The following is a 26911-nucleotide window of genomic DNA, read 5'->3' on the forward strand; positions in this document are numbered from 1 at the left end:
TTGCGGCACGAGATCCTATCGACCTTGCGGCTCTCACCCTTGATCAGGTCCATGGCGCCAGTCTTTCGATTGACCAGGAAATAGCTACTGACATCGGCAGCGTCCGCGAGGTGGTGAGTCGCATTCTGGCGCAATGGGCAGAGGCTGGTCTGGTCGAGCTACGTCGTGGCGCGGTCGAGATCATTGACAGAGGCAGCTTGGCCTCTGCCGGTAGACGGTGACTGCTGCACTCCAATGGTTCGGTGTCCGCTTCGGGGCAGAAGGTCAAGGTCCGTTACCCATCCCGAGCCGAAATTGCCGGACGGCCGACGAATGGCCGCTTTTGGGAAGCGCTGATGGCGATCCTAATGACTGTGTTGGGTCGGGAGCTGTCCCTCCGCTCTTCGACCGACTTGGGTGGATTTCCGCCAGTCCGCTTTCAGGCGGCGGATGTATCAAGCGGACATAGCCTCGAAGACCACTTAAAATCCACTTAACACATGAACGCAGATGTCAACGACCGTTCGATCAAGACTACATAGTGTTTATCAGATTGCGCGCCTGAAGCCGCTCGCCGGGTAACAGATTACGCTCATCGCGTTGGAGCATTGCGGGCCATGAAAGTCTCGGGCGAACCGTCGGCGGGATCGACGAAGACGATATCGGAAGGTGCGCGACGCGGCGTATCGACCGAGAGGAAAACCACAGGTTCCTCCAAAAGTGTCGGCAGGGCGTGAACGGTACCACGTTCGAAGAACAGGAGTTCTCCCGGCCCGAACTCTGCCTCCTTTCCGGCATCACCCATCCAGAATGTGCCGCGCCCCGACAGCACGTAGAGGTACTCGTCGCAGGTAGCGTGGTAATGCGGCGGCGTGGGGCGATAGACGCGGAAAACCCGAGCGCTCGCCGCCTCGCGGTCGGTCAGATAAGTGTCGACGAGAAGCGTCTGCGCCGTCTCGGGGAGCGCGGCCGCGATAGCCGTGAGGTCGAAACGTCTGGTCTTTGTCGAGTCCGACATGTTCGCTCCTGAGCGATAATCGTTGGGGCGCGGTTCGTCATCCACCTCATAACAGTGCCGGCCAACTCCGGTCGCTGCCTCGGATCAGCGATGGTCGTTGGGGGCAGGCTTGGCACCGATGTCGAGGGTGAACACCCTCAGTGGCTTCGCCACCCGGTCGACGCCGCCGTTGAAGGGGGCCATTCGATTCAGTTGCGCTGCAGGCATCCACAAACGCCCGTCAGCGTCGATCCACATCGCATCGACCCAGACGAGGCGAGGGTCCCGCACCACTGTTGTGCGGGTTCCGTCGGGCGTGAGCCTCAGCACGGAGAGCTGGTCGGTGTCGCTGACGTAGATGTTGCCCTCGGCATCGATGGCGGTCCCACCGGTCGAAGGCGTATCGGCAAAGCGCTCGACATGGGTGGCGAGGCTCGCCGCATCCAAGTCCGTATCATCGAGATAGCGGGTATCGATGCGCGACATCCGGCCGGAGCTCGGCTGGTAGTAGACCCAGCGCCCGTCGGGGGAGACCTCGATCTGGTCCGCATGGATGTGGAGCGGCTTGCCGTCCGGGCCGTACATCGGTCGACCTTCGGCCGAGACCGCCCGGTCGCTTACGGTCGAGGGGTGACCGTCAAGGGCGCGTCGTCCCTGGCCCGAGCCGAGATCCAGTACGATTAGACCAGGCGCGCCGGCATCGGTGAGATAGGCGTGGCCGCCGTTGAAGCGGACATCGTCGACGAAGCTGTCCGCCTTCGTCACCGAGCCCAACGGGTAGACGCGGGCGACCCGGTTCGTCGCGAGGTCGATGCGGATGAGCTTCGGGCCGCCGGGTAGGACGGGGTTTCCGATGCCGGGGGCGCCGGTATCGACCAGCCACAGGGCCCCGTCGGGCCCGATACGCTGGGCGTTGACGCGCACGAAGGCCTTGGACGGGTCCTGGCCCTTCGCCCAGCCGTTCCACGTCACGTCCGGATATGGGACGAGGATGCCGTCCTTCCACTCCACGATCTGCGGACCGGCCGAGCCGTCGAGCCGCGCGAGCACGAGGAAACGGCGCCTATCGGGGGCGATGCTAACCCCGGTCGATGGTGTGTCGAGGGTCATCGCCGTCACGAGGCGGGGATCCTCTTCCGCAAACGCACGAGTGGAGCCGGGCAGTGAGAATGCTCCCGCCAGGAAACACAGGGTAAGGCTCGCGACGATGTTACGACGAGGGACGGTCATGATGCGTTTCCCGATGGTCTGCAGTCCTGGCGAGGTGGCGCTTGGGCTTATGGAGATGGAACGGTGCCAAGCTGCCGAAGCAGGGTAAGGTTGTCCTCGATGTGCCAGTTGGCTGCGATGCGTCCGTCGACGACGCGGTAGATATCGGTGGCGATGAACGCCACCGGCTCGCCCCGGCCCTGGCGACCCTCGAATGTGCCGGTGAAATGACCGCGCAAACGCAGGTGCAGCACGGCCCGGTCGCCCGCCACGATCATCTGTTCGACCTCGCAGGTGAGGTCCGGAACAGCCTTTCGAAAACCTTCCGAGGCCAGGAGCGGTCCGGTCGGACCTTGCACCCGCCCGGGCGGCGGCGTCTCGTCCACAAAGTCCTCGGACAGCGCCGCCCGGGCGTAGGCCGGGTCGCCGGTGTTCCAGAAAGTGGCGTATCGCCGGGCTGCCAGCACCACGGCCTCGCGCTGTTGCGACGCTTGGCCGGGATCGACGACAAGCACGCCTGGCGAGACGAGCGTCTCTGCGGCGGCGGGGGTGGTCGCCAGCACGACGGCCATGGTGGCGAAACGAAGCGACGGGATCATCGGTTGAACTCCTGGCTCATTTCTGTCGGTTCACTGTCGCGGAAGGCGACCTCGATCAGCGTGCCGCCCGGGGCGTGCAGGAAGATGCGGCGTTCGCCGATCTCGGGGAGCTCCATCCGGCTGTAGGGGATGCCATGGTCGTCGAGGCGCCGGCGGAAGGCGTCATGGTCGTCGCGGAGGAAGGCGACGTGGTCGATGCACTCGGCCGACCCGTCCGGAACTGGCACGCCGGCTCGCGCTGGAATGAGGTGCACGATGGGTTCCCCGTCCGCGTAGAGCCAGTGCCCGGGAAAGCCGAAGGCCGGGCGGAAGCCCTCGCTCAGGTCGAAGACATCCGTGAAGAAGCGACGGTGGCCATCCAGGTCGCGGGTGCGGAGCGTGGCGTGGTCGAGGCGCATCGGCGGCCCTTCACGCGATGGTGCCGCCGCCGTCGACGGTGACGGTCGAGCCGGTGGCATAGGGGTTCGTGGCCACGAACAGGATGGCCTGGGCGATGTCGTCGGGATGCCCGATCCGGCGTGCAGGCAGCTGCGCAGCGCGGCGCTCGAACATCGCCTGCCGGTCGGCCGTATCCATCCGCGCATAGAGCGGCGTATCCACGAGCCCCGGCGACACCGTGTTGAACCGGACCGGCGCCCGCTCCAAGGCCAGGCCGCGCGAAAGGGCATCAAGCGCGGCGTTGATCGCCCCCTGCAGGACGGCGGTGGGACTAGGACGGTGACTCAGGTAGCCCGAGACGAAGGTCAGGGATCCGCCGTCGACGATCCGCGCCGACCGGGCGACACGGTAGGCACCCCAGAACTTCGAATCCATCGCCGACCTGGCGTCCTCGAAAGGAAGCTCGGCCACCGAGCCGGCTTTCGTGGAAGCTGCGGCGACGACGATGTGGTCGAAAGGCTTCCTGCCGCCGAAGAAGGCTTCGACTTCGGCTTGCCTGGTGAAATCGAGCGCGGTCGCCTCCGCATCTGCGGCTCGCGCGGCGTCGTCGAGCTTCGCGCCCGGAAGGCCCGCCGCGACGACCCGGGCACCGCTCCGCGCGAAAAGCTGCGTTGTCGCCGAACCAATTCCGCCGGCAGCGCCGACGACGAGGACCGTCCGTCCGTTCAGGTCCAGAGGCATGGCATCAGTCTCCTCTAAGTTGCGCCGGGGAAGCGACCCCGTTCGTCACCACAACCTACCTCTTGCTTTTCGGCTCATAAGCCAGGTTACAGTTGAGTCATTCTTGAAAGAGGGTTGAGGATCGATGCTCGACGATCTGAACGAGTTACGCACCTTCCGTCGCATCGCAGCGCTTGGCAGCCTGACGGCGGCGGCGCGCGATCTCGGGGTCGGGCTGGCTGTTGTGAGCAAGCGCTTGACGACGCTCGAACGCAGGGCCGGTGTGAGATTGATCCAACGCTCCACGCGGAGCCTGTCGATAACGGACGAGGGCCAGACCCTGCTCGTTCAGGTGGAACGGGCGCTGGACGCCATCGAATCCGCCGAGGAGCGCCTCGCGACCGGGCGTGACGAGCCGATGGGATTGCTGCGGGTCGGCGCGCCGGTCTCGTTCGGGCGGCAGCACGTCGCACCGGTCCTGTGCCGCCTCGCGGCACGGCATCCCCGGCTCGAAGTCGACCTCAGGCTCGACGACCGCGTTACCGACCTCATCGGCGAGCGCATCGAGGTGGCAATCCGCATCGGGCCCCCACGCGACAGCACGATGATCATGCGTCGGCTAGCCGACAACCGGCGTATCCTGGTCGCGGCGCCCGACTACCTCGACCGGCATGGACGCCCATCGAAGCCTGAAGACGTCGTCGGCCTGGAAGGCTTGAGCTACGGGGATGCGACGATGCCGTGGCGCTTGCTTGGTCCGGGAGGCGTCGAGACGGAGTTCCGTCTCAGGATGCGCCTTCGCTCGGACAGCGGCGACGCGGTGCACGATTGGGCTCTTGCGGGGGCAGGCATCATGCTGAAGTCCGCCCTGGACCTCTCAACCGACCTCGCCGCGAATCGGCTGGAAAGGGTGCTCCCGGACTATGCGAGCGCGCCGTCGCCGGTCTACGCCCTGTTCGCATCCGCCCAAACGATGTCGACCAGGGCGAGGGTGTTCATCGATGCGATGGTCGTCGAACTGGCGGATCCCGGGAACGCATCGGCCGTCATGCCCACCTAAGCGGCCATCCCGCCTCCGACGTCTTCAGGAAGGCAAGGCCCACGTGCTCCGCTGACGATCAGGCGGTCATTCGCGCGAGCCCGCTCTCGTCGCGGACAACGCCTAGCGTCCCGACCCTGCGGCCTCCCTATTCCTCACGGTGCACCTCGCGGCTCGGGACGCACGCCCGCCAAGCCGTCCGCGAGGCGCTCGGCTTCGGCCTCACGGTCGGCGAACTCGGTCAAGTCCTCGAAGGCCTCGACCCCACGGACCTGGTCCCGCCGCATCCCGACGAGGACCCGGTGGACTACGGCCCGCGGGCGGCGAGCGAGATCATGGTCCGGTACCTCGTCACCTGAGGAGCGCCGGGCCAAGAACACCACCCCTCTCCAACCCAAGAAGGAACGACAACATAGTCGATACGCATCGCATCACGGGCGCCGCCAAGGAACTCGGCGGCAAGGTACAGGGCGCCGTCGGCGACCTCACAGGTTCGCACCGCCATTCGGCGGAGGGACGTCTTCACGAGGCCGAGGGAGCCGCCGAGAACCTCTACGGCCGGGCACGGGATGCCGTGCGCGACGTCGCGGACCAGGTCGAGGATGCCGCTCGCCACGCCGGCGCCCGAGTCCGGGACGCCGTCGGACATCTCGCCGACCGGGACGAGGTCGAGCATCGCTTGCACCTGGCTAGGGATGCAGCCGAAGCGCATTTCCATGATGCGGAACGAACGGCACGCCACGTCGCCCGGGAGGCCCGCGCCCATGCCGAGGACGCCTATCGCACCGGCGGCCGCCACCTGCACGACGCGAGGCGGCGCATCGAAACTCCGAGCACCCGGTCAACGGGCTGCTCGTCGCCGGTCTTCTCGGCGACGGCCTCTCGCTGCTCGTCCACCGGCGTCACTGACGCCCACGCTGGGTCCCCGAACTCCGGGACGAACGGTCGCCCTGGTCATACGCGCAGCCGCCCCGGCCTTCAGGACACGGGCGGCTGCGCGTCCTCGCCGCCGCCCAGCCTCGCAAGAAGCCAGCGGCCCGCCGGGCCGAGGGGCTCGTCCCGCCGATAGGCCGCGACCAGCGTGATGCGGCGGAGCGCCCCGTTGTCGTTCCAGTCCTCCGTGGGGAGGTGCACGAGGCGGCCCGCGGCAAGGTCATCCGCCACGAGCGCATCGGGGAGCCTGCCCCACCCGATGCCGGCCAGCAGCAGGGCGTGCTTGGCCGCCAAATCCGTCACCCGCCAGGTGTTGGCCGCCGCGACGCCGATCTCCTGGTCGGCGGGCGCTTTCGTGCCTTCCGTCAGCACGATCTGGAGGTGGTCGCGCAACGTCTCGGCACCCAGCGGGCCGGCCAGGGCCGCCAACGGGTGGGACGGCGCGGCCACGTCGATGAGCGTGATCGCCCCGATTGCCCGCTTCACCATCGTGTCCGGAAGCAGCATGCCGAACACGACGTGGATGTCCGCGGGCTCCCTCGATCCCGCGCCGTCCCGCACGTCCAACGAGAACGGCTGGATGCCGATGCGGAGCCGGACGCTCGGATAGGCGTCGGCGAAGGCGGCGAAGGCCGGCGCGAGTAGCCCCACCGGCACGAGGGCGCCGAGGCTGAGGTGCAGGCCCGTCTCCAACCCCCGCTTGATCTCCCGGGCCTGGATACGGAACCGGCCGACATCGTCGAGGATGCGGCGCGCCTGGGGCAGCAGCGCCAGACCCGAGGGGCTCAAGGTGGGCCTGTAGACGGTCCGGTCGAAGAGCTCGGTCTCGACCTGCTCCTCAAGCTTCTGGATCGCGTAGGTGATGGCGGATTGGGCCCGGTTGAGCCTGCGCCCAGCCTCCGAGAAGCTGCCGGCCTCCACCACCGCCACGAACACATGGAACTGGTCGAGCGTGAGGGCATCCATCATCATCGTCAGATCCGATGGGGATCATCGAGACAATCCCGGTTTCATCGATGTTCGAGACCTAAGGCGTGGTGACGATTTAACTATTTGAGCCATATGGCGATGGCAGCGATTTTGACGAAGCCCATGAAATTGGCGAGAAGTTTGTCGTATCGTGTGGCGACGCGTCGGTACTGTTTGAGTCTGGCGAAGAAGCGTTCGATGCGGTTGCGCTCTTTGTAGAGTTCGACATCGTAGGAGCGCTGGATCTTGCGGTTTCGCTTGGGCGGAATGACGATCTCCGTTCCGGTCTCGGCGAGACCGTCGCAAAAGTGATCGGCGTCGTATCCTTTGTCGGCAATGGTCGCCTTGGCGTCGAAGCCTTCGACGAGGTCATGGGCGACTGTGATGTCGTTGTTCTGTCCGGGAGAGCCAATCAGGCGGACCGGTAGGCCGAGCGCTTCCGTTGCCGCGTGGATCTTGGTGCTCAGTCCGCCTCGAGACCGACCCAGGCCCTGGGCATCCGCCCCCCTTTTTCCCTGCGGGCTCCGGCCGCATGCTGATGAGCCCGCACGATGGTCGAGTCGATCATCAGCCATTCGAGGTCGGCATCCCGCGCCAGCACCGACAGCATCGCGTCGAGGACCCCCATCTCGATCCAGCGATAGTAACGCCGCTTCACCGAGCGATAATCGCCCAGGCGCTCAGGCAGGTCGCGCCAGCGCCCGCCCGAACGCGCCATCCAGAGAAGCGCATCGAGAAACCGCCGATTGTCCGTGCGGGGACCACGCTTGCCTCTGGTCCCGCCGGGCACAAAATCCTTGATCCGCTCCCATTGGTCGTCCCGAAGTGCGTCGCAATCCATCGCCGATCTCCAAAATCAGCGTTGAATCCGAATTCAGCCCTGCTGGGAATCCCAAATCCTTAAATCGTCACCACGCCCTAGCACGTTGTGGGTCGCTCAACACCCAAACCGGAGCCCTCGACGATGTCCCAGACCCTTTCTCCCGCCCTGCGGCCCTCGGACCGGTCTTCCGGCAAGGCCCTCCGCATCGGTCTCTGGATCGCCCAGGGCTTGGTGGCGCTCGTGTTTGTCCTCGCGGGCTTCACCAAGCTGACGACGCCGATCCCCGACCTGTCCACGATGATGCCCTGGACCGGGCAGTTCCCCGAGGCGTTCGTCCGCCTGATCGGCATAGTCGACATCGCGGGCGGGCTCGGGATCATCCTTCCGGCCGCGACCCGCATCCTGCCTCGCCTGACGGTCGTCACCGCGCTCTGCTGCGTGGTGCTGCAACTCCTGGCGATGGCCTTCCACGTCTCGCGTGGCGAGATCCCGGTGCTGCCGCTCAACCTCGTGCTGCTGACCCTCTCGGCCTTCGTCCTGTGGGGCCGCGCCACCAGGGCGCCCATCGCACCGCGCTCGTGATCCTCGAAAGACCCCTCCGACATCCAACCCGGGCCGTTTGCCATGTCCCTGACCGACCAGACCGTCGACCACGACCAAGGATCACCCAGTCTCCTCGACAAGGCACCCGGTCGGATCGGGCGCGTCGACCTCGTCGTCCGCGACCTCGACCGAACCCGTCGCTTCTACGAGGAGACCATCGGCCTCGCCCCGATGGGCCGCGAGGGGCCGACGCTCCACCTCGGCGCCGGTGGCCCGGCCCTTCTGTCCCTGACGCACGAGCCGGACGCCAATGCGCCGGCACCGGGTTCGGCCGGCCTTTTCCATACCGCCTTCCTGCTGCCGTCGCGGAGGCAGCTCGGGGGATGGTTGGATCACGCGATGCGGCGCGGGGTCGTCCTCGAAGGCGCATCGGACCATCGCGTGAGCGAGGCCTTGTACCTCCGCGATCCGGAGGGGAACGGCGTCGAGGTCTATGCGGACCGGCCGAGCGAAACCTGGACGGTCATCGACGACCTCGTCCGGATGAGCAGCGAGCGGCTCGACCTTCGAGAGCTGATGCGGGCCAAGGACCGTCCATGGTCCGGGATGCCGTCAGACGGCTGCATCGGGCATGTCCACCTCCAGGTCGGCGACCTCGCCCTGGCGGATCGGTTCTACGCGACGCTCCTCGGTTTCCAGGCCAACGAACTGGTGCCGAGCGCACGCTTCTACGGCATGGGCGGGTACCATCATCAGCTCGCGGCCAACATCTGGAGAAGCGCCGGGGCCGGACCGCGCAAGCCAGGCAGTGCAGGTCTCGCGGGCTTCGAGATCCTCATGCGCGACGCGGCCTGCCTCACGGCGCTTCGAGCGACCGTGCGGTCCATCCGAGAGGACACCCGAGAGGACGGCGGCGACCTCATCCTCCGTGATCCCTGGAACACATCGGTTCGCGTGAGGAGCGCGTTGGGTCAGGCGAACCCTTTGTGAGGCATCGACCGCGAATCATCGCGGAACGATGCAATCCGAACATCGGCCCCTTCAGAACTCGGATCCCGGGCCTCGCCGAGGCGCTCCGACCGAGCTTGCAACGTCGCCGGGCGCGGTCAGCGGAACCGTGCTGCGCCAGGCGGTCCCGGATCGCGCCTTCCCGAAGCCGGCCAAGTAGAGGCTTCGCATGTACGAGACCTCGAAGCCGTTCACCGTCGTCGGCCTGGGAGCGGCCCCGTCGATGTAGGCGAGGTGGAACCCTGCCCGGTGGCTCGCAGCAAAGGCGTAGGCCGCCGCCAGGCTCGCCGAGCTACGTGCCTGCGCCCCGGTGGCGAGGGTCTGCTGGACGATGGGAAGGGTCTCGGCCCGCACGATCTCGAACTCGGGATCGATCCGCCCGTTCATGAGCACGTAGAAGTCGGCCTTCCCCGGGGCGCCACGGATCCTGTCACCGACGAGCGCCGCCTGGGGCAGGATGAAGACCGGCGCGACCACGGCGCCGTCGACGTGGAGTTCCTGGTGGACGCGTCCCTCGGCCTGCACGTCGAGAAGCTGCGGCCGGAACACCGCCGGCACGCTGGCCGACGCCGTGAGCACGTCACGGAACAGGGCGGCGGCGTTCGGGGCGCCGCTCGCGGCGATGGTGCCCATGTTCCAGACCATGGCCCGCTTGGCGTCGAGGTTCGTGGTCATGACCAGGAGCCGTCGACCCTTCGCGTGCTCGCTTGCCACCGCCGCCAGCAGGTCGGTGGTGACGTATCGCCCGACGAGGTCGCGAAGGCGCTGGTCCCCGAACAACCCCGATCCGAAGACCACGTTGGCGAGGCTGGGATTGGCGACGAGCGAGGACGCGACGCCGCTCGTATAGATCTCGGTGAGGACCGGGTCGTAGGCCGCGCCCAGGAAGGCGAACGGCGCGATCAGCGCCCCGGTGCTGACGCCCGAGACGAGGGAGAACTCAGGCCGCGTTCCCGCCGCCGACCAGCCGTTGAGAACCCCGGCCCCGTAAGCGCCGTCGCCGCCGCCGCCCGACAGCGCCAGGTATGTGAACAGCCTCGAACGCGGCGGCCGGGTCCCCATGAAGGTGGCGTACCGATCCAGGGGGACGTCGGCGAAGATCCGGGCGCCGGGAATCCCCGCCACTTCGGCCGCAGCGGATTCGCTCGCGGTGTAGGGCGTCCGCGGAAGCGAGGCGCAGGCCCCGAGGCTCGACAGGGCGGACGCCGCGAGGACGGCCCGTATCCGGCCTGCGAATGGCATGGTCTTCATCGTAAGCCTCTCGCTTGCCCTCGACCGAGGGTCGGTCACGCGCGCGCTCGGCCGGCTCAGGCTTGGGCGAGGCGCAGAAGGTCCTTCAGGGCCGCGGCCCGCCTGGCCGGGTCGGCCGGTCCCAGCCCGAGGGCGAGGGCGAGCCAGGAGCCCTCGACGAGAGCCCGCACGGCGTCGGCACGGCCCGGGTCGATGCCGTTCAGGTCCGGGCCCAGCCATGCGTCGGAGAAGCCCTGCCACTTGTGGAGCGCCTCCGGGTCGGACAGCAGCGCCGCCAGGATGAGGGACCGGTCGCAGGCAGGGTCCGGCGCGACGAGGGCCTGGACGTAGGCCCTCAGACGACGCCCGCGCGGGTCGGGATCGGCCGCCACGAGACGGAGCAGGTCCCGCTGGAGCCGGTCGATCTGGTCGTCGAGCAACGAGGCCCGCAGCCTCGCCTTGCTGGGGAAGTGATGGAGGAGCCCGCCCTTGCTGGTGCGCGCCTCCCGCGCGACGGCCTCCAACGTCAGCGCCTGGACGCCATGGCGCAGGAGCACGCGGCAAGCGGCCCGGAGGAGCCGCTCCTTGCGGTCAGAGCCCCTCCGGCCGCGGATCGGCGATGCCGGCGGCGTGGCCGATCCCATCGGATCGTGGGCCGCGAGGATCACGCCGGCAGCTGACTGTGGCCATGCGGGTCCGCGGCGGTCGCCGCCTTTCCTTCGCCCCGACCGGGCTTGATCCGGTACCAGCCGACATACAGGGCGGGCAGGAAGAACAGGGTCAGGAAGGTGCCGGCGATGATGCCGCCGATCATGGCATAGGCCATCGGCCCCCAGAAGATCTCGCGGGCGATGGGGATCATCGCGAGGCTGGCGGCGGCGGCTGTGAGGAGGATGGGCCGCATGCGATGGCAGGTCGCCTCGACCACCGCGTCCCACCTCGGCATGCCCGTGGCCTCGTAATCCTCGATCTGGGCGACCATGATCACCGAGTTGCGGATGATGATGCCGATGAGGGCCAGCACGCCGAGGATCGCGACGAAGCCGAGCGGCGCCCCCGAGGGCAGGAGGGCCGCCACGACGCCGATGAGGCCGAGGGGCGCGACGCTGACCACCAGGAAGAGCTTCTGGATGCTCTGCAGCTGCACCATGAGGAAGAAGGCCATGGCGAGGAGCATCACGGGCGCCACGGCCGCGATGGGACCGGCACCCTTCCCGCTCTCCTCGACCTCGCCACCCGTCGCGAGGACGTAGCCCGCGGGAAGCGTCTTCCGGAACGCCTCGATCTCGGGCTTCAGGGCGGCCACGACCGTGGCCGCCTGCGTGGCGTCCTTGATGGTGGCCTTGACGGTGATGGTGGGGAGCCGGTCGCGCCGCCAGACGATGGGTTGCTCCAGGTCGTAGCGGATCTTGGCGAAGGCCAGCAGGGAGACGGTGCTGCCGTTGGGGAGCGGGACCTGGAGGCTCTTCAGGGTGTCGATGGAGTGCCGCTCGGCGGCCTGGGCGCGGCTGACCACGTTCACGAGATAGATCGAGTCCCGGACCTGGGTGATGCTGCCGCCGCCCACGACCCCGTTGAGGATGGTGGCGATGTCCTTCGAGGTGATGCCGAGCTGGCGCGCCTTGTCCTGCAGGATCTCGACCTTGAGCACCTTGCCGGGCTCGTTCCAGTCGAGGGTCGGGACGGACAGGCTGGCATTCGCGGCGATGATGTTCGACAGCGTCATCGCCGACTGGCGCACCACCTGCAGGTCGGGGCCGCCGATCCGGTACTGGATCGGGCGTCCGACCGGCGGCCCGATGTCCAGCGGATGCACGAAGACGTCGGTGCCGACGAAGTCCCGCTTCGCGACCTCGCTCAGGCGCGCGATGGTGCGGCCGCGCGCTTCCAGGGAGGCCGTCTCGATGACGATCTGGCCGAAGAAGGCGTTGGCGAGTTGCTGGTCCAGCGGAAGGTAGAAGCGGACGGCGCCCTGTCCGACGTAGGAGGTCCAGTGCCGGATCTCGGGATCGCCCTTCAGCACGCTCTCGAAGCGGTCCATCTGGGCCTGCGTCTCGCCGATGCTGGCACTCTGCGGCAACGTCATGTCGACGAGGACCTCGGGCCGATCCGAGGACGGGAAGAACTGCTGCTGCACGAAGCCGAGGCCGTAGACGGAGGCCCCGAGCAGCGCGACGCAGACCGTCACGGTCAGCCAGCGATGGCGCATGGCGGGCAGGAGCAGGGCGCGGAAGGCAGAGAGCGTACGGCTCGGCTTGTCGTGGTGGCCCTTGATCGTCTTCGGCAGGATCTTGACCCCGATCAGGGGGGTGAACGCCACGGCCACCACCCATGAGACGAGGAGCGAGACCGCGATGACGACGAAGAGCGAGTAGGTGTACTCGCCCGCCGACGAGCCGTTGAAGCCGATGGGGATGAAGCCGGCTACGGTCACGAGCGTGCCCGTCAGCATCGGGAAGGCGGTGGAGGTGTAGGCGAAGACGGCGGCCTTCTGCAGGCTGTCGCCGACCTCCAGGCGCGCGACCATCATCTCGACGGAGATCATGGCGTCGTCGACGAGGAGGCCGAGCGCGATGATGAGGGCGCCGAGCGAGATGCGCTGGAGCGTCACCCCCATGGCGTCCATGATCACGAAGGTGATGGCCAGGACCAGCGGGATGGAGAGCGAGACGACGAGGCCGGCGCGCCATCCCAGGCTGATGAAGCTCACCGCCAGCACGATCACCACCGCCTCGATCAGGGCCTGGACGAAGCCGCCCACGGCCTCCTCCACGATCTTGGGCTGGTCGGAGACGAGATGGATGCCGACCCCGGCGGGCAGGTCGGCTTCGAGCTCCCGCATCTTCTCCTTCAACGCCTCGCCGAAATGCAGGAGGTTGGCGCTGGCCTGCATGGCGACGGCGAGCCCGATGGCAGGCTGTCCGTCGTAGCGGAACAGCGCCTCGGGCGGATCGGTGAAGCCGCGGGAGATCTCGGCCACGTCCGAAAGCCGGAAGAAGCGGTCGTTGATCCGAAGGTTGATGGCCCTCAGGCTGTTCTCGTCCGTGAACTGCCCGCCGACGCGTACGCTGATCTGCTCGGGACCGGCCTGGATCACGCCCGAGGGCTGGACGGCGTTCTGGGCCTGGAGGGTGTTGATGACGCTCTGCATGTCGATGCCGAGCGCGGCGAGCTTGCGCACCGAGAAGTCGAGGTAGATCACCTCGTCGCGCGCGCCCAGGACCTGGGTCTTGCCGACGTTCTCCACGGCCAGGACGCCGGTGCGCACCTGCTCGACGTAGTCGCGGAGCTGACGCATCGAGAGGCCGTCCGACGTGAAGGCGTAGATGTTGCCGAACACGTCGCCGAACTCGTCGTTGTAGCCCAGCGGCTGGACGCCCTGCGGGAACGTGCCCTGGATGTCGCCGAGGCGCTTGCGCACCTGGTAGAACAGCCACGGGATGGTCTTGGGGGGCGTGGTCTCGCGAAGGTTCACGAACACCGTGGTCTGGCCCGGGGTCGTGTAGCTCTTCGTGTAATCGACCGCGTTGATCTGCTTGACCTCCTTCTCGATGCGCTCGGTGACCTGTTGGAGCGTCTCGTCGATGGTGGCGCCCGGCCAGCGGGCCTGGACGACCATGGTCTTGATCGCGAAGGCCGGGTCCTCCTCGCGCCCGAGCTTGGTGTAGGCCATGGCCCCGGCCAACAGGGCGATGGCCATGAGGAACCAGATGAAGGACCGGTGGGACAGCGCCCATTCCGAGATGTTGAAGGATTTCATCGGCGCATCCTCGCGAGGCGCGACAGGTCCGGGACCCGCGGGTGAACGGAAAGGGCGATTGAAGGGGAAGGGCGAGGCGGATCGGGCCTAGAGGCCGGTCTCGGGAAGCCGGACCGCCTGGCCCTCGGCGAAGCCGTGGACGCCGGCGACGGCGACCTTCTCGCCGGCCTTGAGACCGGTGCCGACGAAGGCGCGACCCTCCTCGCGTTCCAGGATCGTGACCTCGCGGCGGTTGATGGTCCTGCCATCCGGGGCGACGACCCAGACCGCGGCATGGCCGTCGTCCTCGACGAGGGCCGTCGACGGCACGGGGAAGCGCGGGGAGACCGGGCGCTCGAACGCGACCGTGACGGTATTGCCGAGGCGGAAACCGTCGGGCGGATCGATCAGGGACATGCGCACGCGTCGCGTCCGGGTCGAGGCTTCGGCCAGGGGACCGATCTCGCGCACGCGGGCCCAGGCGGTGACCTCGGGCACCTCCTGAAGCCGGACGGTGAACTCGATGTCCTTCGGCAATTCGTCGATCAGATCGTCCGGGATGTCGACCACGGCCTCACGCACGTCGGGACGCGCCATCGTGACCACCACCTGCCCCGGCGGGACCACCTGCCCGACCTCGGCGCTCCACGCCGTGACGACGCCGTCGAAGCCCGCGGTGAGCGTGGCGTAGCCGAGCTCGTCCGTGGCCTTCTGCAGGGCGGCCTTGGCCTGGGCCAGCCGGGCGTCGGCGGTGTCGCGATTGGCCACCGCCCCGTCGAGCTGGGCCTGCGTCACGGCGCTGTTGTTCTCGAACAGGATGCGTTGCCGCCCCTCGGCGGCCGAGGCGTTCTTCACCTGCGCCTGGGCATCGGCCAAGTCGGCGCGGGCCCGCACCAGGGCGAATTGCTGCACGGTGGGATCGAGGGCGGCGAGCCGCGTGCCCTTGGCGACCTGGTCGCCGACGAAGGCGTCGCGGGCGACGATGCGACCGCCGATCCGGAAGCCGAGTTGGCTCTCGTAGCGTGGCTGGACCGTGCCCGCGAAGGGGCCGAATATCCGGGCTTCCTCCAGTGCCACGGTCGTCGTCAGGACCGGGCGGACCGGCGGCGGGGCCTCGGCCTTCTGCTCCTTGCAGCCCGAAAGGACGACGAGGACGGCGATGGGGAGGACGAGGCGGCTCACGGCGTGCCCTTTCCGGCGACGGTGACCTTTCGGCCCGGTGACAGGAACTGGATGCCGGCGGTGACGACCTCCTCGCCAGGCTCGACGCCACCGGCGAGGACGATGCCCGAGCCTTCGTAGCGGTCGATCTCGACGGGCTTGGGCGACACGCTCCCCGTTCCCGGGTCGAGGACCCAGACCGCCGACGCGTCCTTCCAACGGAAGAGCGAGCTCCACGGCAGGGTCACCGCATCCCGCGGGCGCAGGCGGGCACGTCCGAGGACCACCGCCCCCAGCGACATCCCGGCCGGCACCGTGTCGAGACCGATCTTCACACGGACGCCGCCGGAGTTCGTGTCCACGGTGGGGGAGATCTCCCGCACGGTCCCGACGGTGGTCACGCGCGGGTCGGCCTGGAGCGAGACGTCGACCTTCCGGCTCTCAGGGGGCGGCTCCAGCAGGATCGTCGGGACCGTGAAGACGGCGTCGCGACTCCCGTCCTGCGCCAGCGTGAACACGGTCTGGCCCGAGGAGACCACCTGGCCCGCCTCCGCGCTGCGGGCGGTGATGATGCCGGCCACGCCGGTTCGAAGCTCGGTGTAGGTGAACTGCTCCTTGGCCGTCCCGAGGGCCGCCCGGGCCGAATCGACCGACGCCTGCGTCGTTCGAAGCTGCTGCTCCGCCCCGTCGTAGGTGGTGCGGGTGGTGTAGCCGCTCCTCATCAGGGTCTGCTGGCGCTCGAAGTTCACCTTGGCCTGTGTGAGGAGCGCCTCGGCGGAGTTCAGCGCGGCCTGGGCGGTGTCGACGTTGACCTGTTGCTCCTGCGGCTCCAGCCTCGCGATGACCTGATTGGCCTGGACGTGGTCCCCGACCTCGGCAAGGCGCTCCGCGATCTTGCCGGTCACGCGGAAGGAGACGTTGGATAGATACTTCGCCTGGATGTCCCCGCTCAGCACCACGTCCTCCGAGACCGGGGTGCGGATCGCGGTGACCGTCTTCACGGAGACCGCCTCGGTCGTAGGCCGACCGTCGGCCGCAACCGCATCGGCGGCGGCGAGCAGCGCGACCGAAACAAGCGTCAGGCGGGTCATCATGGGATCGGGCTCCGTGTCACCCGCGTGGATGGGAGGCGAAGGAGCGGCTGCGAGGGGGCGGAGCAGCCGCTCCTTCTTGGCCGTCGAACCTGAGGAGGGGGCGACGGCCATTCCGGTGCCCCGGGATGGGGCGAAAAGGTTTTCCCGGGGCGGCGATACGGCCATGACGGCGACGCGCTTGCCGGGATGCCCATGATCTACTAATAACTAACCAGTCAGTCAACAAGGAATGCAATGAGCAAGGTGGCGGTCGGACCCAGGCAAAGACGCAAGGAAGCGCGACCGGGCGAGATCCTGGAGGCGGCGTTCGAGGAGTTCGCCCTAAAGGGCTTCGCCGGGACGCGGGTCGACGACGTGGCCCTGCGCGCCGGGATCACGAAGGGCACGGTCTACCTCTACTTCCCGAGCAAGGAGGATCTTTTCGTCGCCACCTTCAAGGAAATGGTGCAGCCCACCCTCGACCTACTCGCCAGCTTGGCGACCAATCCGAAGGGCCCGGCGATGGAGATCCTCCGGGCCTACTTCCGGTTCGTCTACGACGCCCTGGTCCATGACCGACGCGGCCGGGAGTTGCTCCGGCTGCTGCTAGCCGACGGGACACGCTTTCCGGAACTGGCTGTGCGGTGGCACGACGAGGTCATCGGGCCGGTGAACGCCCGGTTGGCCGCCGTCCTCGCCTACGGTGTGGAACGCGGCGAATTCCGGCCTGTCGCCGCTAGCGAGTTCCCGAACCTGATGATGGCAGCGGCCGTGTCCGCCTCGATCTGGCGCACGCAGTTCGGGGATGCCTACCCCATGGATATGGCCGCCTACTTCGACGCCCACCTCGACATGCTTGAACGGACCCTCGTCGTGGGTCGCGCAGGCGAAGGTCGCTGAGATTCGATCAGGAGGACGTCATGGAAATCGCGGTCCTTACGGCCGCCACCGGCCTGGCCGGCTCCCTCGTGGGCGCGGCCTCGTCGTTGGTGACGACGTGGCTGACCCAGAACGGCGCGCGCAAGGCGCAATGGCAGGTGCAGGAGGCGGGGAAGCGCGAGGCGCTCTACGACGAGTTCATCGCCGAGGCGTCGAAGTGTCTGGCCGACGCGATCACCCACGACCCAGAGGGCCCGGAGGTGGTCGTCGGCATGTTCGCCCTCATCGGCCGCATGCGCCTGAGGTCGACGCGCCCGGTGATCGAGGCGGCCGAGCGGCTGCTTTCACAGGTGGTCGCCATCTATGCCTCGCCGAACCTGACCTTCGCCGAGATCCAGGACAGGATCAGACAGGGGAAGGACGCGGACCCCCTCGCCGACTTCGGCGAGACCTGCAGACGGGAACTCGAAGTTCTCCGTATCTAGAACGCCCCCGAAACGCAGTGGCACGCACCACAATAGATCCGATAGGGAACGGTCACAAAAATACACATCCGAGTTTTATAATCGATAGGGCACTTATTTTCCGGTAAATTCGGTATTCAATAATTTATTGGCAGCCATGCTTGATGGTCCGGATGCAGCAGGGGGGGGGGATAAGACAGCACGGCGCCGAGGACGAGGTAGGGCGTCAGCCGGCTCACCCCCGCCTTGTTCATGCCGAACAGGACCGCGAACACGGCCGCCGCCCCGGCGAGCATCGGAAGCGACAGGTCCGCGGTGTAGAAGGCTGCGATGATGAGTACCGCCCCGAGGTCGTCGATGATGGCGAGCGCGGTCAGGAAGATCTTGAGCGACACGGACACCCGCGATCCGAGCAGGGCCAGCACCCCGAGGGCGAAGTTAATGTCGGTCGCGGTCGGGATCGCCCAGCCGCGCAGGGTCTCGGGCGAGTGCCGGTTCACCGCGACGTAGATCAGCGCCGGAGCGACCCTGCCGCCAAGCGCCGGGACGCCAGGCAGCACTCGGTCCGGCCAGGTCAGCAGGCGCCCATCAAGGACCTCCCGCTTGATCTCCAGGCCGACGAGCAGGAAGAACGCCGCCATCAGACCATCGTTGACCCAGTGCAGGACGCTGAGGCCGCCGACGTATGTCTTGAGGACTGGGAAGTGGGCGTCCGACCAGCCGGAGTTCGCGATGGCGAGCGCCAGGGCGGCGCTCGCCATCAGGATCAGGCCGTCGGATGCCTCCCCCTGGAGGACGTTACGCAGGGCGGAGATCGGGCGAAGCGGCAAGGGCATAGGTCTCCCGCGCTGGCGGTCCGACCAGCGCTGAAGCCTGCCGGTCCGAAGGTCGGACCGCGCACCCATGGCCGGCTATCGCATCCGTTGGCCTATCCGGCGCTCCGATGCCTGGAACGGCCCGGGACGGTCCAGGTCAGGCAGCCCGCCCCGCCGCGCCGACGCCGACATGGCTGACGCTCCAGTGCTCAAGGTGCTTGTAGACGATGACCTTGTTCGCGAGTTGGGCACCGTGCCGGCCGCAGAAGCCTTCGAGCTGCTCGCGGGTACCGATCAGCTCGACGCACATGGTCAGCTCGGGGTTGAGCGACTCGGCCCCATCGTCCTGGATCGGCCCATGGTTGCTGTAGCCGTGGTGGGACTGGTGGGCGACGGCGTTCATGAGGCCCTCCGCCTTGGCCTGGGCGACGAGCTCCCGATAGAGCGGCCTGCCGCCGGAAAACCATCCGGTCCGACCGGTGCCCGCCCGGTCCCGGGGCCTCATGTAGATCCGGATCATGCCGGTCTCGGTCGCGACGACGCGATGCGAAGCGTTCATGTCGGCTCCTTCAGTGGACGGTGGACGAGGGGGCGGGCCGGGGCCCGACGGCCGGCGCGCGCCCCGACCGCGCCTCGCGCAAGGTCGCGCCGCCGGCGATGCCTGTCGCCGCCTTCGGGACGGCGATGCGCTGCGACAGGTAGATGCCGTTGTGGCCCGAGCAGAGGTACGCGAGGAAGCAGGCCACCGCGAGGTAGACCCCGTGCGTCGCGCCGAAGAGCTCGATGCCCATCAGCGTGCAGGCGAGCGGCGTGTTAGCGGCGCCCGCGAAGACCGCGACGAACCCCAGCGCCGCGAACAGGTCCACCGGCGCGCCGAGCAATCCGGCCAGGGCGTTGCCGAGCGCGGCCCCGATGAAGAACAGGGGGGTGACCTCGCCGCCCTTGAACCCCGCGCTCAAGGTCACGACCGTGAACAAGATCTTGAGGGCCCAGCTCCAGGGGTGCACGTCCGGACCGAAGAAGGTGTTGATGGTCATCCCGCCGGGGTCGGCCGCCGAGACGCCGAGCCCGAGGTAGTCGCGCGTCCCGAGGGCGTAGACGAGGCCGATCACGGCCAGACCGCCGATCACCGGGCGAAGCGGTCCGTACGGGACCAAGCGCTTGAGCCACCCGCCGAGGAGGTGGTTGGCCTCCGCGAACAGCAAACCGACGAGGCCGAACGCGACGCCGGCGACGGCGACCTTGGCGAGAAGCAGTGGATCGACGGTCAGGGCCTTCGCGCCGCCGGCGAGGAAGTCGACGTGGTAGAATCCGTGGTGGATGCCCCAGGCTTGGCAGGTCCAGTCGCCGACCACCGCGGCGAGGAGGCAGGGTACCAGGGCGGCATACTCGACGCGACCGACCGCGAGCACCTCCAGCGCGAACACCGCACCGGCGATGGGGGTGCCGAAGACCGCACCGAAGCCGGCGGCGATGCCCGCCATCAGGAGGACCCGGACCCCGGCCGCATCCACCCCGAAGAGCTTGCCAAAGCCGCTGGCGAGGCTTCCGCCCATCTGCACCGCAGTGCCCTCGCGCCCGGCCGACCCACCGAACAGGTGCGTGACGATGGTGCCGAGAAAGATCAGCGGCGCCATCCGGAGCGGCACGCCGCCGTCCGGATCGTGGATCTCCTCGACGATGAGGTTGTTGCCGGCCTCCACGCTCTTCCCGAACAGAAGATAGAGAAGACCCACGGCGAAACCGCCGACGGGAAGCAGGAACAGCAGCCAGGGATGGTCGAAGCGCGCCTCGGTGGCCGCGTCGAGGCTCCACAGGAAGGCGGCGCATAGGGTGCCCACGGCAACGGCCATCGGCAACAGGATGACCGACCAGCGCGCCACCGAGATGGCGTGCGACCGGCGTGTCCGCAGGAAGCCGGCTAGATCGAGGTCGTGGAAAAGGTTCCGGAACGACGCGCGCATGACTCCTCCAGTTCGCAAAAGCGCGAAAAGTAGGAGTCATCAGCCGCATCAGGGATCGGCGGTTCGGCTCAAAGCCCGGCAGACACCATTACCGTGCTGGGCTTATTCGCGATTGCCTCAAGGCGGTCAATCCCGGGGGATCGATGGAGGTCGGGCGCCACGAAATCCGCGAACGGGTCGGCCAGCGGTGATAGGAGCGGGCGAGCCAACCCCGGGGACCCATTCATGACCATCTCGTGGCTCGGTGCCCTGATCACCTTCCAGGTGACCTTCACCGAACTCTTCATCGCCGCCTCGGTGATGCTGACCGGCGCCTACCGGTTCGGATGGCGGAGCATCCTTGCCGGCTCCGTCGTCGGCGCGCTCGCCGTTGCCGCGCTCGCGGTCGCCCTTCGCTCGGCGGCCTACCTTCTGGCGCTGAACGTGATCGATTGGATCTCGGCGGTCCTGCTTCTCGGCTTCGGCCTCTACCTCGCCTACGAGTTCGTCGACGGGTATTCGAAACGGCGCGCGGGAGATGCGGCCGCGTCGGTGGATGGGCACTGGAACCGCCCCCTGAACGCGGCGGGCCTCGGCGTCGCGGCATGGGCCCTCGTCGCCGAGGGGTTGGAGATCCTCGTGGTCTGGCTCGGCGTGACGCTACGCGAAGGCGCGGGGACCGCAACGCTCGGCGTCGGTCTCGGCCTGGCCGTCGTCGTCGGAGCGGGGCTCGTCCTTGGCGGGACCGGGGTCTACCGGAACGTGACGCCCTACGTCCTCGACGGTGTCGCCGCCGTCATGGTGCTGGGTTACGGCGCCTACTTCACGTCGCTTGCCATCATGCAATCCTAAGCGGTCGAGCGAGACATTGACGCAAGCCTCCGTGGTCGCCTCGGTCGAACATCCACCGATCCGACAGCTGGTTCTGGTCAGGCACGGCGAGAGCCGGGCGAACGCCGAAGGCCTGTTCACGGGGATGATCGACGCGCCCCTGACCGAGAGGGAGCGACGGGAAGCCGAGGCGGCCGGATCGCGCCTCGGACGGGAGGGCTTCCGGTTCGACGCGGCATTCACCTCGACCCTGTCGAGGGCCATCGACACCGCGCGCCTGGCGCTCGATGCCCTCGGTCAGCCCGCGCTGGTCCCCGACCGCACCGCAGCCCTGGACGAGCGCGATTACGGCGACATGAGCGGGCTCGACAAGGCGACCGCCGCCCTGCGTTTCGGGCCGGAACGGATCGAGGGCTGGAGGCGCTCCTATGCGGGTACTCCGCCCGGGGGCGAGAGCCTCCGCGACACCGTTGCCCGGGTGGTGCCCTTTTACCTGAGGCATATCCAGCCGGCGACGATGCGGGGTCCGACGCTGGTCGTCGCCCACGGCAACTCGTTGCGGGCCCTGGTGATGGCCCTCGAAGGATTAGGGCCGAACGCGATCGAATCTCTCAAACTCGCGACCGGATCAATTCGGATCTACGGGTTCGGGCTCGACACGGCCATCGTTTCGCGCTGGCTGATCGGCTAGCGGACGACTGCTTCCGGGTCCAGCGCGCGTTACCTTGAGCGGCGAAATTGGGTCGGGTACTGACCGCCTGCTCCACGGCCGGGTCGGGTGGATTTCTGCCCGTCCGGTTTAGGATTTAAAAGATAGAAAAGCTGACGCTGGCTTTGAGAGCGGCGCAAGGCAGCCTCGCGCCTTCAACGAACCTTCACGTCCGATCATCCCGAAGGTCTCTACTTCGAGGGCGGTCAGACCAGAGAAGGCCCGGTGGTTACAACACCCTGGAAGCGGGATTACTCATGAGCCTTGGGGGGCTCCTGGCCGACATCGGACATCGTCCCGGCCTGGCGTTGAGGGGGAACCATCAGAAGGCGTGGCTCGACGACCTCCTGCATAGGCTCGCCATGGGCCTGCTCTGAGCGCCACGGGCGTCTCGCACGCGCGACCCTACTGCAGCGGAGTGAACGGGCTCATAGTGGCCACCGTCGGGGCCGGGAGCGGCACGTCGACGGAGCAGCGCAAGCCTTCGGACGCGAAGTCGAGGGCGAGCTTTCCGTCGAGCTCCCGCTCGATGCTCACCGCGATGAGCCGGGTGCCGAAACCGCGCCTCGTTGGCGGCGGCGACGCCGGACCCCCGTCCTCAACCCAGTCCAGCCGCAATCGCCTCGCACCGCCTTCGGTCCTGACCACGCGCCAGGTCACGCGGATCTCGCCGTCCGGCACCGAGAGGGCTCCGTGCTTGGCGGCGTTGGTGACGAGCTCGTGCAACGTCATCCCGAGGGAGAGGACGTGGCGCGGCGGCAGGTCCACATCGGGTCCGTCCACGACGAAGGTCGCGTCGCCACCCCGGTAGGGACCGAGCTCGTTCTCCAACACCGCCCGCAAGGGGGCGCCCGACCAGTCGTCCCGCGTCAGGAGGTCGTGGGTCTTCGACAGGGCGAGGATGCGCGCCTCAAGCCGCTCGCCTGGCGCCTCGCCGCCGCGCGTCGATTGCCGTGCCAGGGCCTGGACCGTGGCGAGGGTGTTCTTCACGCGATGGTTCAACTCGTGCAGCATCGTCACCTGACGCTCCTGCATCGCGCGACCGTTGCGGACCTCGTCGCGAAGGTCGGCCTCGTTGCGTTGAAGGCTTCCGGCCATCGCGTCGAGCTTGCTGCCGAGGCGGCCGAACTCGTCGGCGCCGTCCAACCCGGTCCGGGCGGCGAGGTCTCCGGCCTGCCATTTCGATGCCGTCCGGAGCAGGCGGTCGAAGGGGCGCCGGATGAAGGCGCGCCCCGCCAGGAACGCGGCGGCGACGGCCAGAACCGCACCCAGCGCGATCAGCACCACGCCCCTGCGGGTGGCGGCGTCCACGTCCGCGAAGGCAATCTGCCGGTCGCGGCCGACCGTCACCCAGGCCGAAGACGCCGCGCCGCCGGGCTTGGCATTGGCGAGGATGCGTTCGCGTCCGTCGATGCCGAAGTCGACGCGGACACCCTCGCCACGACTCATCACGATGCGCTGTCGATCCGGCGGCACCGGTTTTCCGACCCAACCAGTCCCGTCGGGATAGCGAACCAGGATGATGCCTTCCTGGTCCGCCACCGTCACGGACGTGCTGGGAAGTCTCAGGTTGCGCCTAAGGTAACCGTCGAGCCACCCGAGGTCGACGGCGACGGCGAGCACGCCGACCGTGCGCCCCTCCGCGTCGGGCAGCGCTTGGGCGAAGTGCAGCGAGTCCCTGCGGGAGGCATTGCCGCGAGCATAGGTCCCCATCACGAACGTGCCCTCGGCGACGGCGCGACGCTGGTAGACCCGGTCGGGTACGGCGTAGGAGCCGGGCGCGGACCCGAGGCTGTTGCACACGACGGTCCCGTCCGACCGGGTCAGCGCGAACACCGCGAATTGCGGATTGTCGCGCACGGCCCGGCGGAGGTACTCGGTGCAGCCCGAGGGCTCCATCGCCCGGACCGCCGGGTCCTGAGCCAGGAAGTTGAGGGCTTGGCGGGCCGACTCCGCGACCTGCGAAAGGTCCTCGGCGACGGTCCGGGCCGTCGCCATCGTATCGGCGCGCACGACCTCGTCGCGCGAGGTGCGCAAGGCGTGCTCGTTGTAGCCCTGGATCGCCAATGCGGGCGCGAGGGCAAGCAGCACGAGGAGCAGGATGCGGGTCGTCAGGGACATGGGGCGCCGGCCGCTTCCGGAAGGGTGAAGCGGAAGGTGGTGCCCTGGTCGGGAGAACTCACGACGGTCAATTCGCCGCCTTGGCGCTCCACGAGGTCGCGGCACAGCAGAAGCCCCAACCCGCTCCCGCGCTCGCCCGCCGTCCCGTTCGTCGTGCTGCGCCGGTCGAGCCGGAACAGGTCGGCCACCTTTCCGGCGGGCATACCGACACCGGTATCAGAGACCGTGATCTCAATGCCGCTCCCGGTCCGCTGGCCGGCGACCGTGATGGTGCCGCCCGGCAGGGTGAACTTGACCGCGTTGCTCACGAAGTTGCGCAGGACAGTAGCCAGCATGTCCCGCTGCGCGCGGACCGTGGTCCCCCGGCAGTCGATGGACAGGGTCAGACCCTTGTCGGCAGCCGCCTCGGCGGCGCCCTGCATCACTTCCGCCCCCACCGTGCCGAGGGCGACGTCGGTAATCGTCACCGCCATCGTGTCCATCTGCAGGCTCGCCCAGGAGAACAGGCTCTCCAGCAGGGCGTAGGCTTGCGTGGCGGCGTCGTTGATGCCCTTGGCACGACGCTCGATGGAGGCGTGGTCCCGCGTCGCCACCGCCTTCCCCAGGACCTCCGACAGGCCGAGCAGCGACTGGAACGGGTTGCGCAGGTCGTGGGCGATGATCGAGAACAGCAGGGTCTTCTGCCGGTTGAGGGTATCGAGCTCCAGCGACTTCGCCTCGGCCTCGCGCCGAGCCTCGTCGAGCTTCGCCTGGAAGCCGCGGCGCGCCTCAGCGTACCGGATCGCCCGAGCCAGGCTCGACGGCGTCGCCTCCGCCTTGGCGAGGTAGTCGAGGGCGCCGGCCCGCATCAGCCGGAATGCCAGGTCCTCGTCCGCCTCGCCGGTCAGCATCAGCACGGCGTGACCCTCGCCCGGGAGGGCGAGGAGCGAGGCGAGGAGGTCGAAGGTGTCGACGTCCGGCAGGCGGTAGTCGAGCAGGATGCAATCGAACGCGCCCTCCCGCGCCAGCCGCAGCCCGGTCGTGCCGTCGGGCGCCTCGGTCAGGTCATGCTTCAAACCCGACTTCTTCAGGGCGCGGCGCACGGACGTCCGGTCGACGTCGTCGTCGTCGATCAGCAGGATGCGGGTGGGGGATTCCACGTGTCTGCCGAGCGCTATTGCGGGAACTCGACCACCTTCCAGAAGTGCTCCAGCATGGAGACCGCCTCCATGAAGGTGTTGGCCGGATCGCGCTTGACGATGTAGCCGGCCACGTTGTGCCCGTAGGCCCGCATGCGGTCCTCGTCCGCCTTCGAGGTGGTGATCATGAACACCACGGCGGTGCGTAGGTCCTCGTCGGCCCGGATCTCCTCCAGGAACTCGATGCCGTTCATGCGCGGCATGTTGAGATCGAGCAGGATCAGGTGGGGCTTCGGGAGCTTCTCCTTGCCGTTCTGGCCGCGCAGGTACTCCAGCGCCTCGATGCCGTCGCGGGCGACCGTGATCGGGTTACCGATCTTGCTCTTCTTGAAGGCACGCTTGAGCCCCTGAACGTCGACCTCGTCGTCGTCGACCAGCAGCAGGTTAACCGTCGAACCCATCAGCCCCCCCCTTCGCGCCGTCCCGCGGCCACGTGAAATGCACCGAGAGGCCACGCCCCTCCCGGCCTTCGTTCAGCCAGACCTTGCCACCCTGGCGCTCGACGAGTTTCCTGACGATGGCCAGACCCATGCCGCTGCCCTCGACCTCGTCGCGGGGCCTCAGGGTCTGGAACATGCCGAACACGCGCTCGCGGAACTGCTCCGGGATGCCGGCACCGTCGTCCGTGACCACGAACTCTACCATATCGCCCATCGGGTGCGCATCGACGCGGACACGACCGTCCCCCGGATGGTCGTGATGCTTGATCGCGTTGCCGATCAGGTTCTGGAGCGCCTGGGTGAGCGGGGCCTTCGCCGCGTTCAGCGTCGGCAGGTCGTCGGCGGCGACGATCTCGAACCCGTCGGGTGGGCTCACCAGCACGGCGAGTTCGTCGACGAGGGCCTTGGTGTCGACCTGCGTGAAGGCCACGTCGGCACGTCCGGCCCTTGAGTAGGCCAGCAGGTCGTCCAGCAGGCTCTCCAGGCGCTGGACCCGGCTCTTGAGGAGCTCCATGTTGGTTTGGACGTCGCCTGTCAGGGCACCTTCGAGGTCCTCCTCGATCCAGCCGACGAGGTTCTCGATGCCGCGGAGCGGCGCCTTGAGGTCGTGCGAGGCGACGTAGGCGAACTGCTCCAGTTCCTCGTTCGTGCGGCGCAGGTCGCGGGCCTTGCCGGCCAGACGTGCCTCCATGCGCTTGCGGTCGGTGATGTCCGTGTTGGTCCCGTACCAGCGGATGACTCGCCCCTCCGCATCGCGAAACGGGTTGGCGAGCGAGAGGAACCAGCGGTACTCGCCGGTGGCGCTGCGGAGGGGGAAGGTGTCGTTCCACGGCTCGCCGGCCTTGAAGGCGTGCGAGATCCGCTCGACGACCCGGTCAACGTGATCGGGATGGTGGACGGCCTTCCAGCCCCATCCCTTCATGGAATCGATAGTCGTGCCCGTGTAGTCGTACCAGCGCTGATTGTACCAGAAGATGTCGCCATTCGCGTCCGCGATCCAGGCCATCTGCGGCAGGGTGTCTGCGAGGTTGCGGAAGTCGGACGCGTCCGGAGCGGTCGGCGTCGGCGCCACGGCGTCTGTCATGGCGTTTCCCTTGTTTGGTGGCTCACCGGCGTCCGCTCGCGGTCGAA

Annotated in this window: 27 protein-coding genes, 1 pseudogene and 1 riboswitch; of the genes and pseudogenes, 9 read left to right on the forward strand and 19 right to left on the reverse strand. The window is 68.0% G+C overall.

All coding sequences use genetic code 11. The features are described 5' to 3' along the window. Positions 1 to 80: 80 nt before the first annotated feature. Positions 81 to 221 (forward strand): helix-turn-helix domain-containing protein, encoded by a 141-nt coding sequence (locus tag A3OM_RS26290; protein ID WP_274533561.1) that lies wholly within the window; start codon positions 81 to 83, stop codon positions 219 to 221. Positions 222 to 571: 350 nt separating this feature from the next. Here the strand turns inward: A3OM_RS26290 and A3OM_RS0106415 are convergent, their stop codons facing one another. The 5 genes from A3OM_RS0106415 to A3OM_RS0106435 form a co-directional block, all read right to left on the reverse strand. Beyond that, the gene (locus A3OM_RS0106415; RefSeq protein ID WP_018042910.1) at positions 572 to 997 is read right to left on the reverse strand and encodes a cupin domain-containing protein; all 426 of its coding nucleotides are present in this window, start codon (positions 995 to 997) and stop codon (positions 572 to 574) included. An 84-nt stretch (positions 998 to 1081) separates the two neighbouring features. After that, the gene (locus tag A3OM_RS0106420) at positions 1082 to 2206 is read right to left on the reverse strand and encodes an L-dopachrome tautomerase-related protein (RefSeq protein WP_043764305.1); all 1125 of its coding nucleotides are present in this window, start codon (positions 2204 to 2206) and stop codon (positions 1082 to 1084) included. Between the two features lie 47 nt (positions 2207 to 2253). Next, the gene (locus A3OM_RS0106425; protein ID WP_018042912.1) at positions 2254 to 2784 is read right to left on the reverse strand and encodes an ester cyclase; all 531 of its coding nucleotides are present in this window, start codon (positions 2782 to 2784) and stop codon (positions 2254 to 2256) included. Next, positions 2781 to 3182: a VOC family protein gene (locus A3OM_RS0106430; RefSeq protein WP_018042913.1), complete on the reverse strand. Its 402-nt coding sequence runs from the start codon at positions 3180 to 3182 to the stop codon at positions 2781 to 2783. The genes A3OM_RS0106425 and A3OM_RS0106430 overlap by 4 nt, the downstream gene beginning before the upstream one ends. 10 nt (positions 3183 to 3192) lie before the next feature. Then, on the reverse strand, positions 3193 to 3903 hold the full coding sequence (locus tag A3OM_RS0106435; RefSeq protein ID WP_018042914.1) for an SDR family oxidoreductase: 711 nt from the start codon (positions 3901 to 3903) through the stop codon (positions 3193 to 3195). A gap of 124 nt (positions 3904 to 4027) precedes the next feature. On the opposite strand from A3OM_RS0106435, the gene A3OM_RS0106440 reads away from it, so the two are divergent. Both A3OM_RS0106440 and A3OM_RS25585 read left to right on the forward strand, forming a co-directional pair. Further along, a complete protein-coding gene (locus A3OM_RS0106440; protein WP_018042915.1) occupies positions 4028 to 4942 on the forward strand; it encodes a LysR family transcriptional regulator in 915 nt (304 codons plus the stop codon). Between the two features lie 139 nt (positions 4943 to 5081). Then, positions 5082 to 5990, forward strand: coding sequence for a CsbD family protein (locus tag A3OM_RS25585; protein ID WP_243910422.1), 909 nt, complete (start codon positions 5082 to 5084; stop codon positions 5988 to 5990). Here A3OM_RS25585 and A3OM_RS23565 read toward each other — a convergent pair. Together A3OM_RS23565 and A3OM_RS25115 are read right to left on the reverse strand one after the other, a co-directional pair. Continuing rightward, positions 5900 to 6826: a LysR family transcriptional regulator gene (locus A3OM_RS23565; protein WP_018042918.1), complete on the reverse strand. Its 927-nt coding sequence runs from the start codon at positions 6824 to 6826 to the stop codon at positions 5900 to 5902. The two genes, A3OM_RS25585 and A3OM_RS23565, sit on opposite strands and share 91 nt — an antisense overlap. Before the next feature lie 77 nt (positions 6827 to 6903). Further along, positions 6904 to 7664, reverse strand: a protein-coding gene (locus A3OM_RS25115; protein ID WP_085984212.1) for an IS5 family transposase whose coding sequence is annotated in 2 segments (ribosomal slippage) — positions 6904 to 7325 and positions 7325 to 7664 — 762 coding nt in all. Because the reading frame shifts where the segments join, the coding sequence is not laid out codon by codon here. Between the two features lie 123 nt (positions 7665 to 7787). Between A3OM_RS25115 and A3OM_RS0106465 the strand changes: the two genes are divergently transcribed. Together A3OM_RS0106465 and A3OM_RS0106470 are read left to right on the forward strand one after the other, a co-directional pair. Further along, positions 7788 to 8228: a DoxX family protein gene (locus A3OM_RS0106465; RefSeq protein WP_018042919.1), complete on the forward strand. Its 441-nt coding sequence runs from the start codon at positions 7788 to 7790 to the stop codon at positions 8226 to 8228. Between the two features lie 42 nt (positions 8229 to 8270). Then, the gene (locus A3OM_RS0106470; RefSeq protein WP_018042920.1) at positions 8271 to 9179 is read left to right on the forward strand and encodes a VOC family protein; all 909 of its coding nucleotides are present in this window, start codon (positions 8271 to 8273) and stop codon (positions 9177 to 9179) included. 51 nt (positions 9180 to 9230) lie between these two features. Here A3OM_RS0106470 and A3OM_RS0106475 read toward each other — a convergent pair whose 3' ends face one another. The 5 genes from A3OM_RS0106475 to A3OM_RS0106495 all read right to left on the reverse strand — a co-directional run bounded on the left by A3OM_RS0106475 (position 9231) and on the right by A3OM_RS0106495 (position 16421). Next, positions 9231 to 10439: a patatin-like phospholipase family protein gene (locus A3OM_RS0106475; protein WP_051074374.1), complete on the reverse strand. Its 1209-nt coding sequence runs from the start codon at positions 10437 to 10439 to the stop codon at positions 9231 to 9233. 65 nt (positions 10440 to 10504) lie between these two features. Continuing rightward, positions 10505 to 11095: a TetR/AcrR family transcriptional regulator gene (locus A3OM_RS24730; RefSeq protein WP_018042922.1), complete on the reverse strand. Its 591-nt coding sequence runs from the start codon at positions 11093 to 11095 to the stop codon at positions 10505 to 10507. Further along, complete coding sequence (locus tag A3OM_RS0106485; RefSeq protein ID WP_018042923.1) at positions 11092 to 14187, reverse strand: efflux RND transporter permease subunit; 3096 nt, start codon at positions 14185 to 14187, stop codon at positions 11092 to 11094. Before A3OM_RS0106485 ends, A3OM_RS24730 begins: the two co-directional genes overlap by 4 nt. An 87-nt stretch (positions 14188 to 14274) precedes the next feature. Then, on the reverse strand, positions 14275 to 15348 hold the full coding sequence (locus A3OM_RS0106490) for an efflux RND transporter periplasmic adaptor subunit (RefSeq protein ID WP_018042924.1): 1074 nt from the start codon (positions 15346 to 15348) through the stop codon (positions 14275 to 14277). Then, entirely contained in the window at positions 15345 to 16421 is a 1077-nt protein-coding gene (locus tag A3OM_RS0106495) for an efflux RND transporter periplasmic adaptor subunit (protein WP_043764499.1), read from the reverse strand. The genes A3OM_RS0106490 and A3OM_RS0106495 overlap by 4 nt, the downstream gene beginning before the upstream one ends. Positions 16422 to 16655: 234 nt before the next feature. Between A3OM_RS0106495 and A3OM_RS0106500 the strand changes: the two genes are divergently transcribed. Both A3OM_RS0106500 and A3OM_RS0106505 read left to right on the forward strand, forming a co-directional pair. Beyond that, on the forward strand, positions 16656 to 17300 hold the full coding sequence (locus A3OM_RS0106500) for a TetR/AcrR family transcriptional regulator (protein WP_018042926.1): 645 nt from the start codon (positions 16656 to 16658) through the stop codon (positions 17298 to 17300). A gap of 20 nt (positions 17301 to 17320) precedes the next feature. Further along, on the forward strand, positions 17321 to 17764 hold the full coding sequence (locus tag A3OM_RS0106505; RefSeq protein ID WP_018042927.1) for a hypothetical protein: 444 nt from the start codon (positions 17321 to 17323) through the stop codon (positions 17762 to 17764). Positions 17765 to 17940: 176 nt separating this feature from the next. Here A3OM_RS0106505 and A3OM_RS23575 read toward each other — a convergent pair. The 3 genes and pseudogenes from A3OM_RS23575 to A3OM_RS0106520 form a co-directional block, all read right to left on the reverse strand. Continuing rightward, a pseudogene (locus A3OM_RS23575) lies at positions 17941 to 18579 on the reverse strand (Na+/H+ antiporter NhaA); the annotation flags it as partial. Positions 18580 to 18715: 136 nt separating this feature from the next. Then, the gene (locus A3OM_RS0106515; protein ID WP_018042929.1) at positions 18716 to 19117 is read right to left on the reverse strand and encodes a DUF190 domain-containing protein; all 402 of its coding nucleotides are present in this window, start codon (positions 19115 to 19117) and stop codon (positions 18716 to 18718) included. A 10-nt stretch (positions 19118 to 19127) separates the two neighbouring features. Next, complete coding sequence (locus tag A3OM_RS0106520) at positions 19128 to 20522, reverse strand: voltage-gated chloride channel family protein (RefSeq protein ID WP_018042930.1); 1395 nt, start codon at positions 20520 to 20522, stop codon at positions 19128 to 19130. Positions 20523 to 20545: 23 nt separating this feature from the next. Continuing rightward, a riboswitch (Fluoride riboswitch) is annotated at positions 20546 to 20624 on the reverse strand. Positions 20625 to 20747: 123 nt separating this feature from the next. On the opposite strand from A3OM_RS0106520, the gene A3OM_RS0106530 reads away from it, so the two are divergent. Further along, a complete protein-coding gene (locus A3OM_RS0106530; RefSeq protein ID WP_018042932.1) occupies positions 20748 to 21353 on the forward strand; it encodes a hypothetical protein in 606 nt (201 codons plus the stop codon). 16 nt (positions 21354 to 21369) lie between these two features. Beyond that, positions 21370 to 22023 (forward strand): 2,3-bisphosphoglycerate-dependent phosphoglycerate mutase, encoded by a 654-nt coding sequence (locus tag A3OM_RS0106535; protein WP_018042933.1) that lies wholly within the window; start codon positions 21370 to 21372, stop codon positions 22021 to 22023. A 423-nt stretch (positions 22024 to 22446) separates the two neighbouring features. Here A3OM_RS0106535 and A3OM_RS0106545 read toward each other — a convergent pair whose 3' ends face one another. The 4 genes from A3OM_RS0106545 to A3OM_RS0106560 are packed head-to-tail and all read right to left on the reverse strand — an operon-like array spanning position 22447 to position 26864. Continuing rightward, positions 22447 to 24162 (reverse strand): HWE histidine kinase domain-containing protein, encoded by a 1716-nt coding sequence (locus A3OM_RS0106545; RefSeq protein ID WP_018042935.1) that lies wholly within the window; start codon positions 24160 to 24162, stop codon positions 22447 to 22449. Further along, on the reverse strand, positions 24153 to 25301 hold the full coding sequence (locus A3OM_RS0106550) for a hybrid sensor histidine kinase/response regulator (protein ID WP_018042936.1): 1149 nt from the start codon (positions 25299 to 25301) through the stop codon (positions 24153 to 24155). The genes A3OM_RS0106545 and A3OM_RS0106550 overlap by 10 nt, the downstream gene beginning before the upstream one ends. 14 nt (positions 25302 to 25315) lie before the next feature. Continuing rightward, positions 25316 to 25741, reverse strand: coding sequence for a response regulator (locus tag A3OM_RS0106555; protein ID WP_018042937.1), 426 nt, complete (start codon positions 25739 to 25741; stop codon positions 25316 to 25318). Then, on the reverse strand, positions 25725 to 26864 hold the full coding sequence (locus A3OM_RS0106560; RefSeq protein WP_018042938.1) for a PAS domain-containing sensor histidine kinase: 1140 nt from the start codon (positions 26862 to 26864) through the stop codon (positions 25725 to 25727). Before A3OM_RS0106560 ends, A3OM_RS0106555 begins: the two co-directional genes overlap by 17 nt. Positions 26865 to 26911: the final 47 nt, after the last annotated feature.

Origin of the sequence: Methylobacterium sp. 88A (genome assembly GCF_000376345.1) — a bacterium.
Classification (GTDB): Bacteria; Pseudomonadota; Alphaproteobacteria; order Rhizobiales; family Beijerinckiaceae; genus Methylobacterium; species Methylobacterium bullatum.

Coding starts and splice junctions, on each gene's coding strand:
- A3OM_RS0106465 (WP_018042919.1), top strand. CDS start 7,788: ATGTCCCAGACCCTTTCTCCCGCCCTGCGGCCCTCGGACCGGTCTTCC.
- A3OM_RS23565 (WP_018042918.1), bottom strand. CDS start 6,826: ATGATGATGGATGCCCTCACGCTCGACCAGTTCCATGTGTTCGTGGCG.
- A3OM_RS0106505 (WP_018042927.1), top strand. CDS start 17,321: ATGGAAATCGCGGTCCTTACGGCCGCCACCGGCCTGGCCGGCTCCCTC.
- A3OM_RS0106495 (WP_043764499.1), bottom strand. CDS start 16,421: ATGATGACCCGCCTGACGCTTGTTTCGGTCGCGCTGCTCGCCGCCGCC.
- A3OM_RS0106485 (WP_018042923.1), bottom strand. CDS start 14,187: ATGAAATCCTTCAACATCTCGGAATGGGCGCTGTCCCACCGGTCCTTC.
- A3OM_RS0106530 (WP_018042932.1), top strand. CDS start 20,748: ATGACCATCTCGTGGCTCGGTGCCCTGATCACCTTCCAGGTGACCTTC.
- A3OM_RS0106470 (WP_018042920.1), top strand. CDS start 8,271: ATGTCCCTGACCGACCAGACCGTCGACCACGACCAAGGATCACCCAGT.
- A3OM_RS0106425 (WP_018042912.1), bottom strand. CDS start 2,784: ATGATCCCGTCGCTTCGTTTCGCCACCATGGCCGTCGTGCTGGCGACC.
- A3OM_RS0106515 (WP_018042929.1), bottom strand. CDS start 19,117: ATGAACGCTTCGCATCGCGTCGTCGCGACCGAGACCGGCATGATCCGG.
- A3OM_RS0106520 (WP_018042930.1), bottom strand. CDS start 20,522: ATGCGCGCGTCGTTCCGGAACCTTTTCCACGACCTCGATCTAGCCGGC.
- A3OM_RS0106560 (WP_018042938.1), bottom strand. CDS start 26,864: ATGACAGACGCCGTGGCGCCGACGCCGACCGCTCCGGACGCGTCCGAC.
- A3OM_RS0106420 (WP_043764305.1), bottom strand. CDS start 2,206: ATGACCGTCCCTCGTCGTAACATCGTCGCGAGCCTTACCCTGTGTTTC.
- A3OM_RS0106545 (WP_018042935.1), bottom strand. CDS start 24,162: ATGTCCCTGACGACCCGCATCCTGCTCCTCGTGCTGCTTGCCCTCGCG.
- A3OM_RS0106500 (WP_018042926.1), top strand. CDS start 16,656: ATGAGCAAGGTGGCGGTCGGACCCAGGCAAAGACGCAAGGAAGCGCGA.
- A3OM_RS0106435 (WP_018042914.1), bottom strand. CDS start 3,903: ATGCCTCTGGACCTGAACGGACGGACGGTCCTCGTCGTCGGCGCTGCC.
- A3OM_RS0106430 (WP_018042913.1), bottom strand. CDS start 3,182: ATGCGCCTCGACCACGCCACGCTCCGCACCCGCGACCTGGATGGCCAC.
- A3OM_RS0106555 (WP_018042937.1), bottom strand. CDS start 25,741: ATGGGTTCGACGGTTAACCTGCTGCTGGTCGACGACGACGAGGTCGAC.
- A3OM_RS0106415 (WP_018042910.1), bottom strand. CDS start 997: ATGTCGGACTCGACAAAGACCAGACGTTTCGACCTCACGGCTATCGCG.
- A3OM_RS0106475 (WP_051074374.1), bottom strand. CDS start 10,439: ATGCCATTCGCAGGCCGGATACGGGCCGTCCTCGCGGCGTCCGCCCTG.
- A3OM_RS0106440 (WP_018042915.1), top strand. CDS start 4,028: ATGCTCGACGATCTGAACGAGTTACGCACCTTCCGTCGCATCGCAGCG.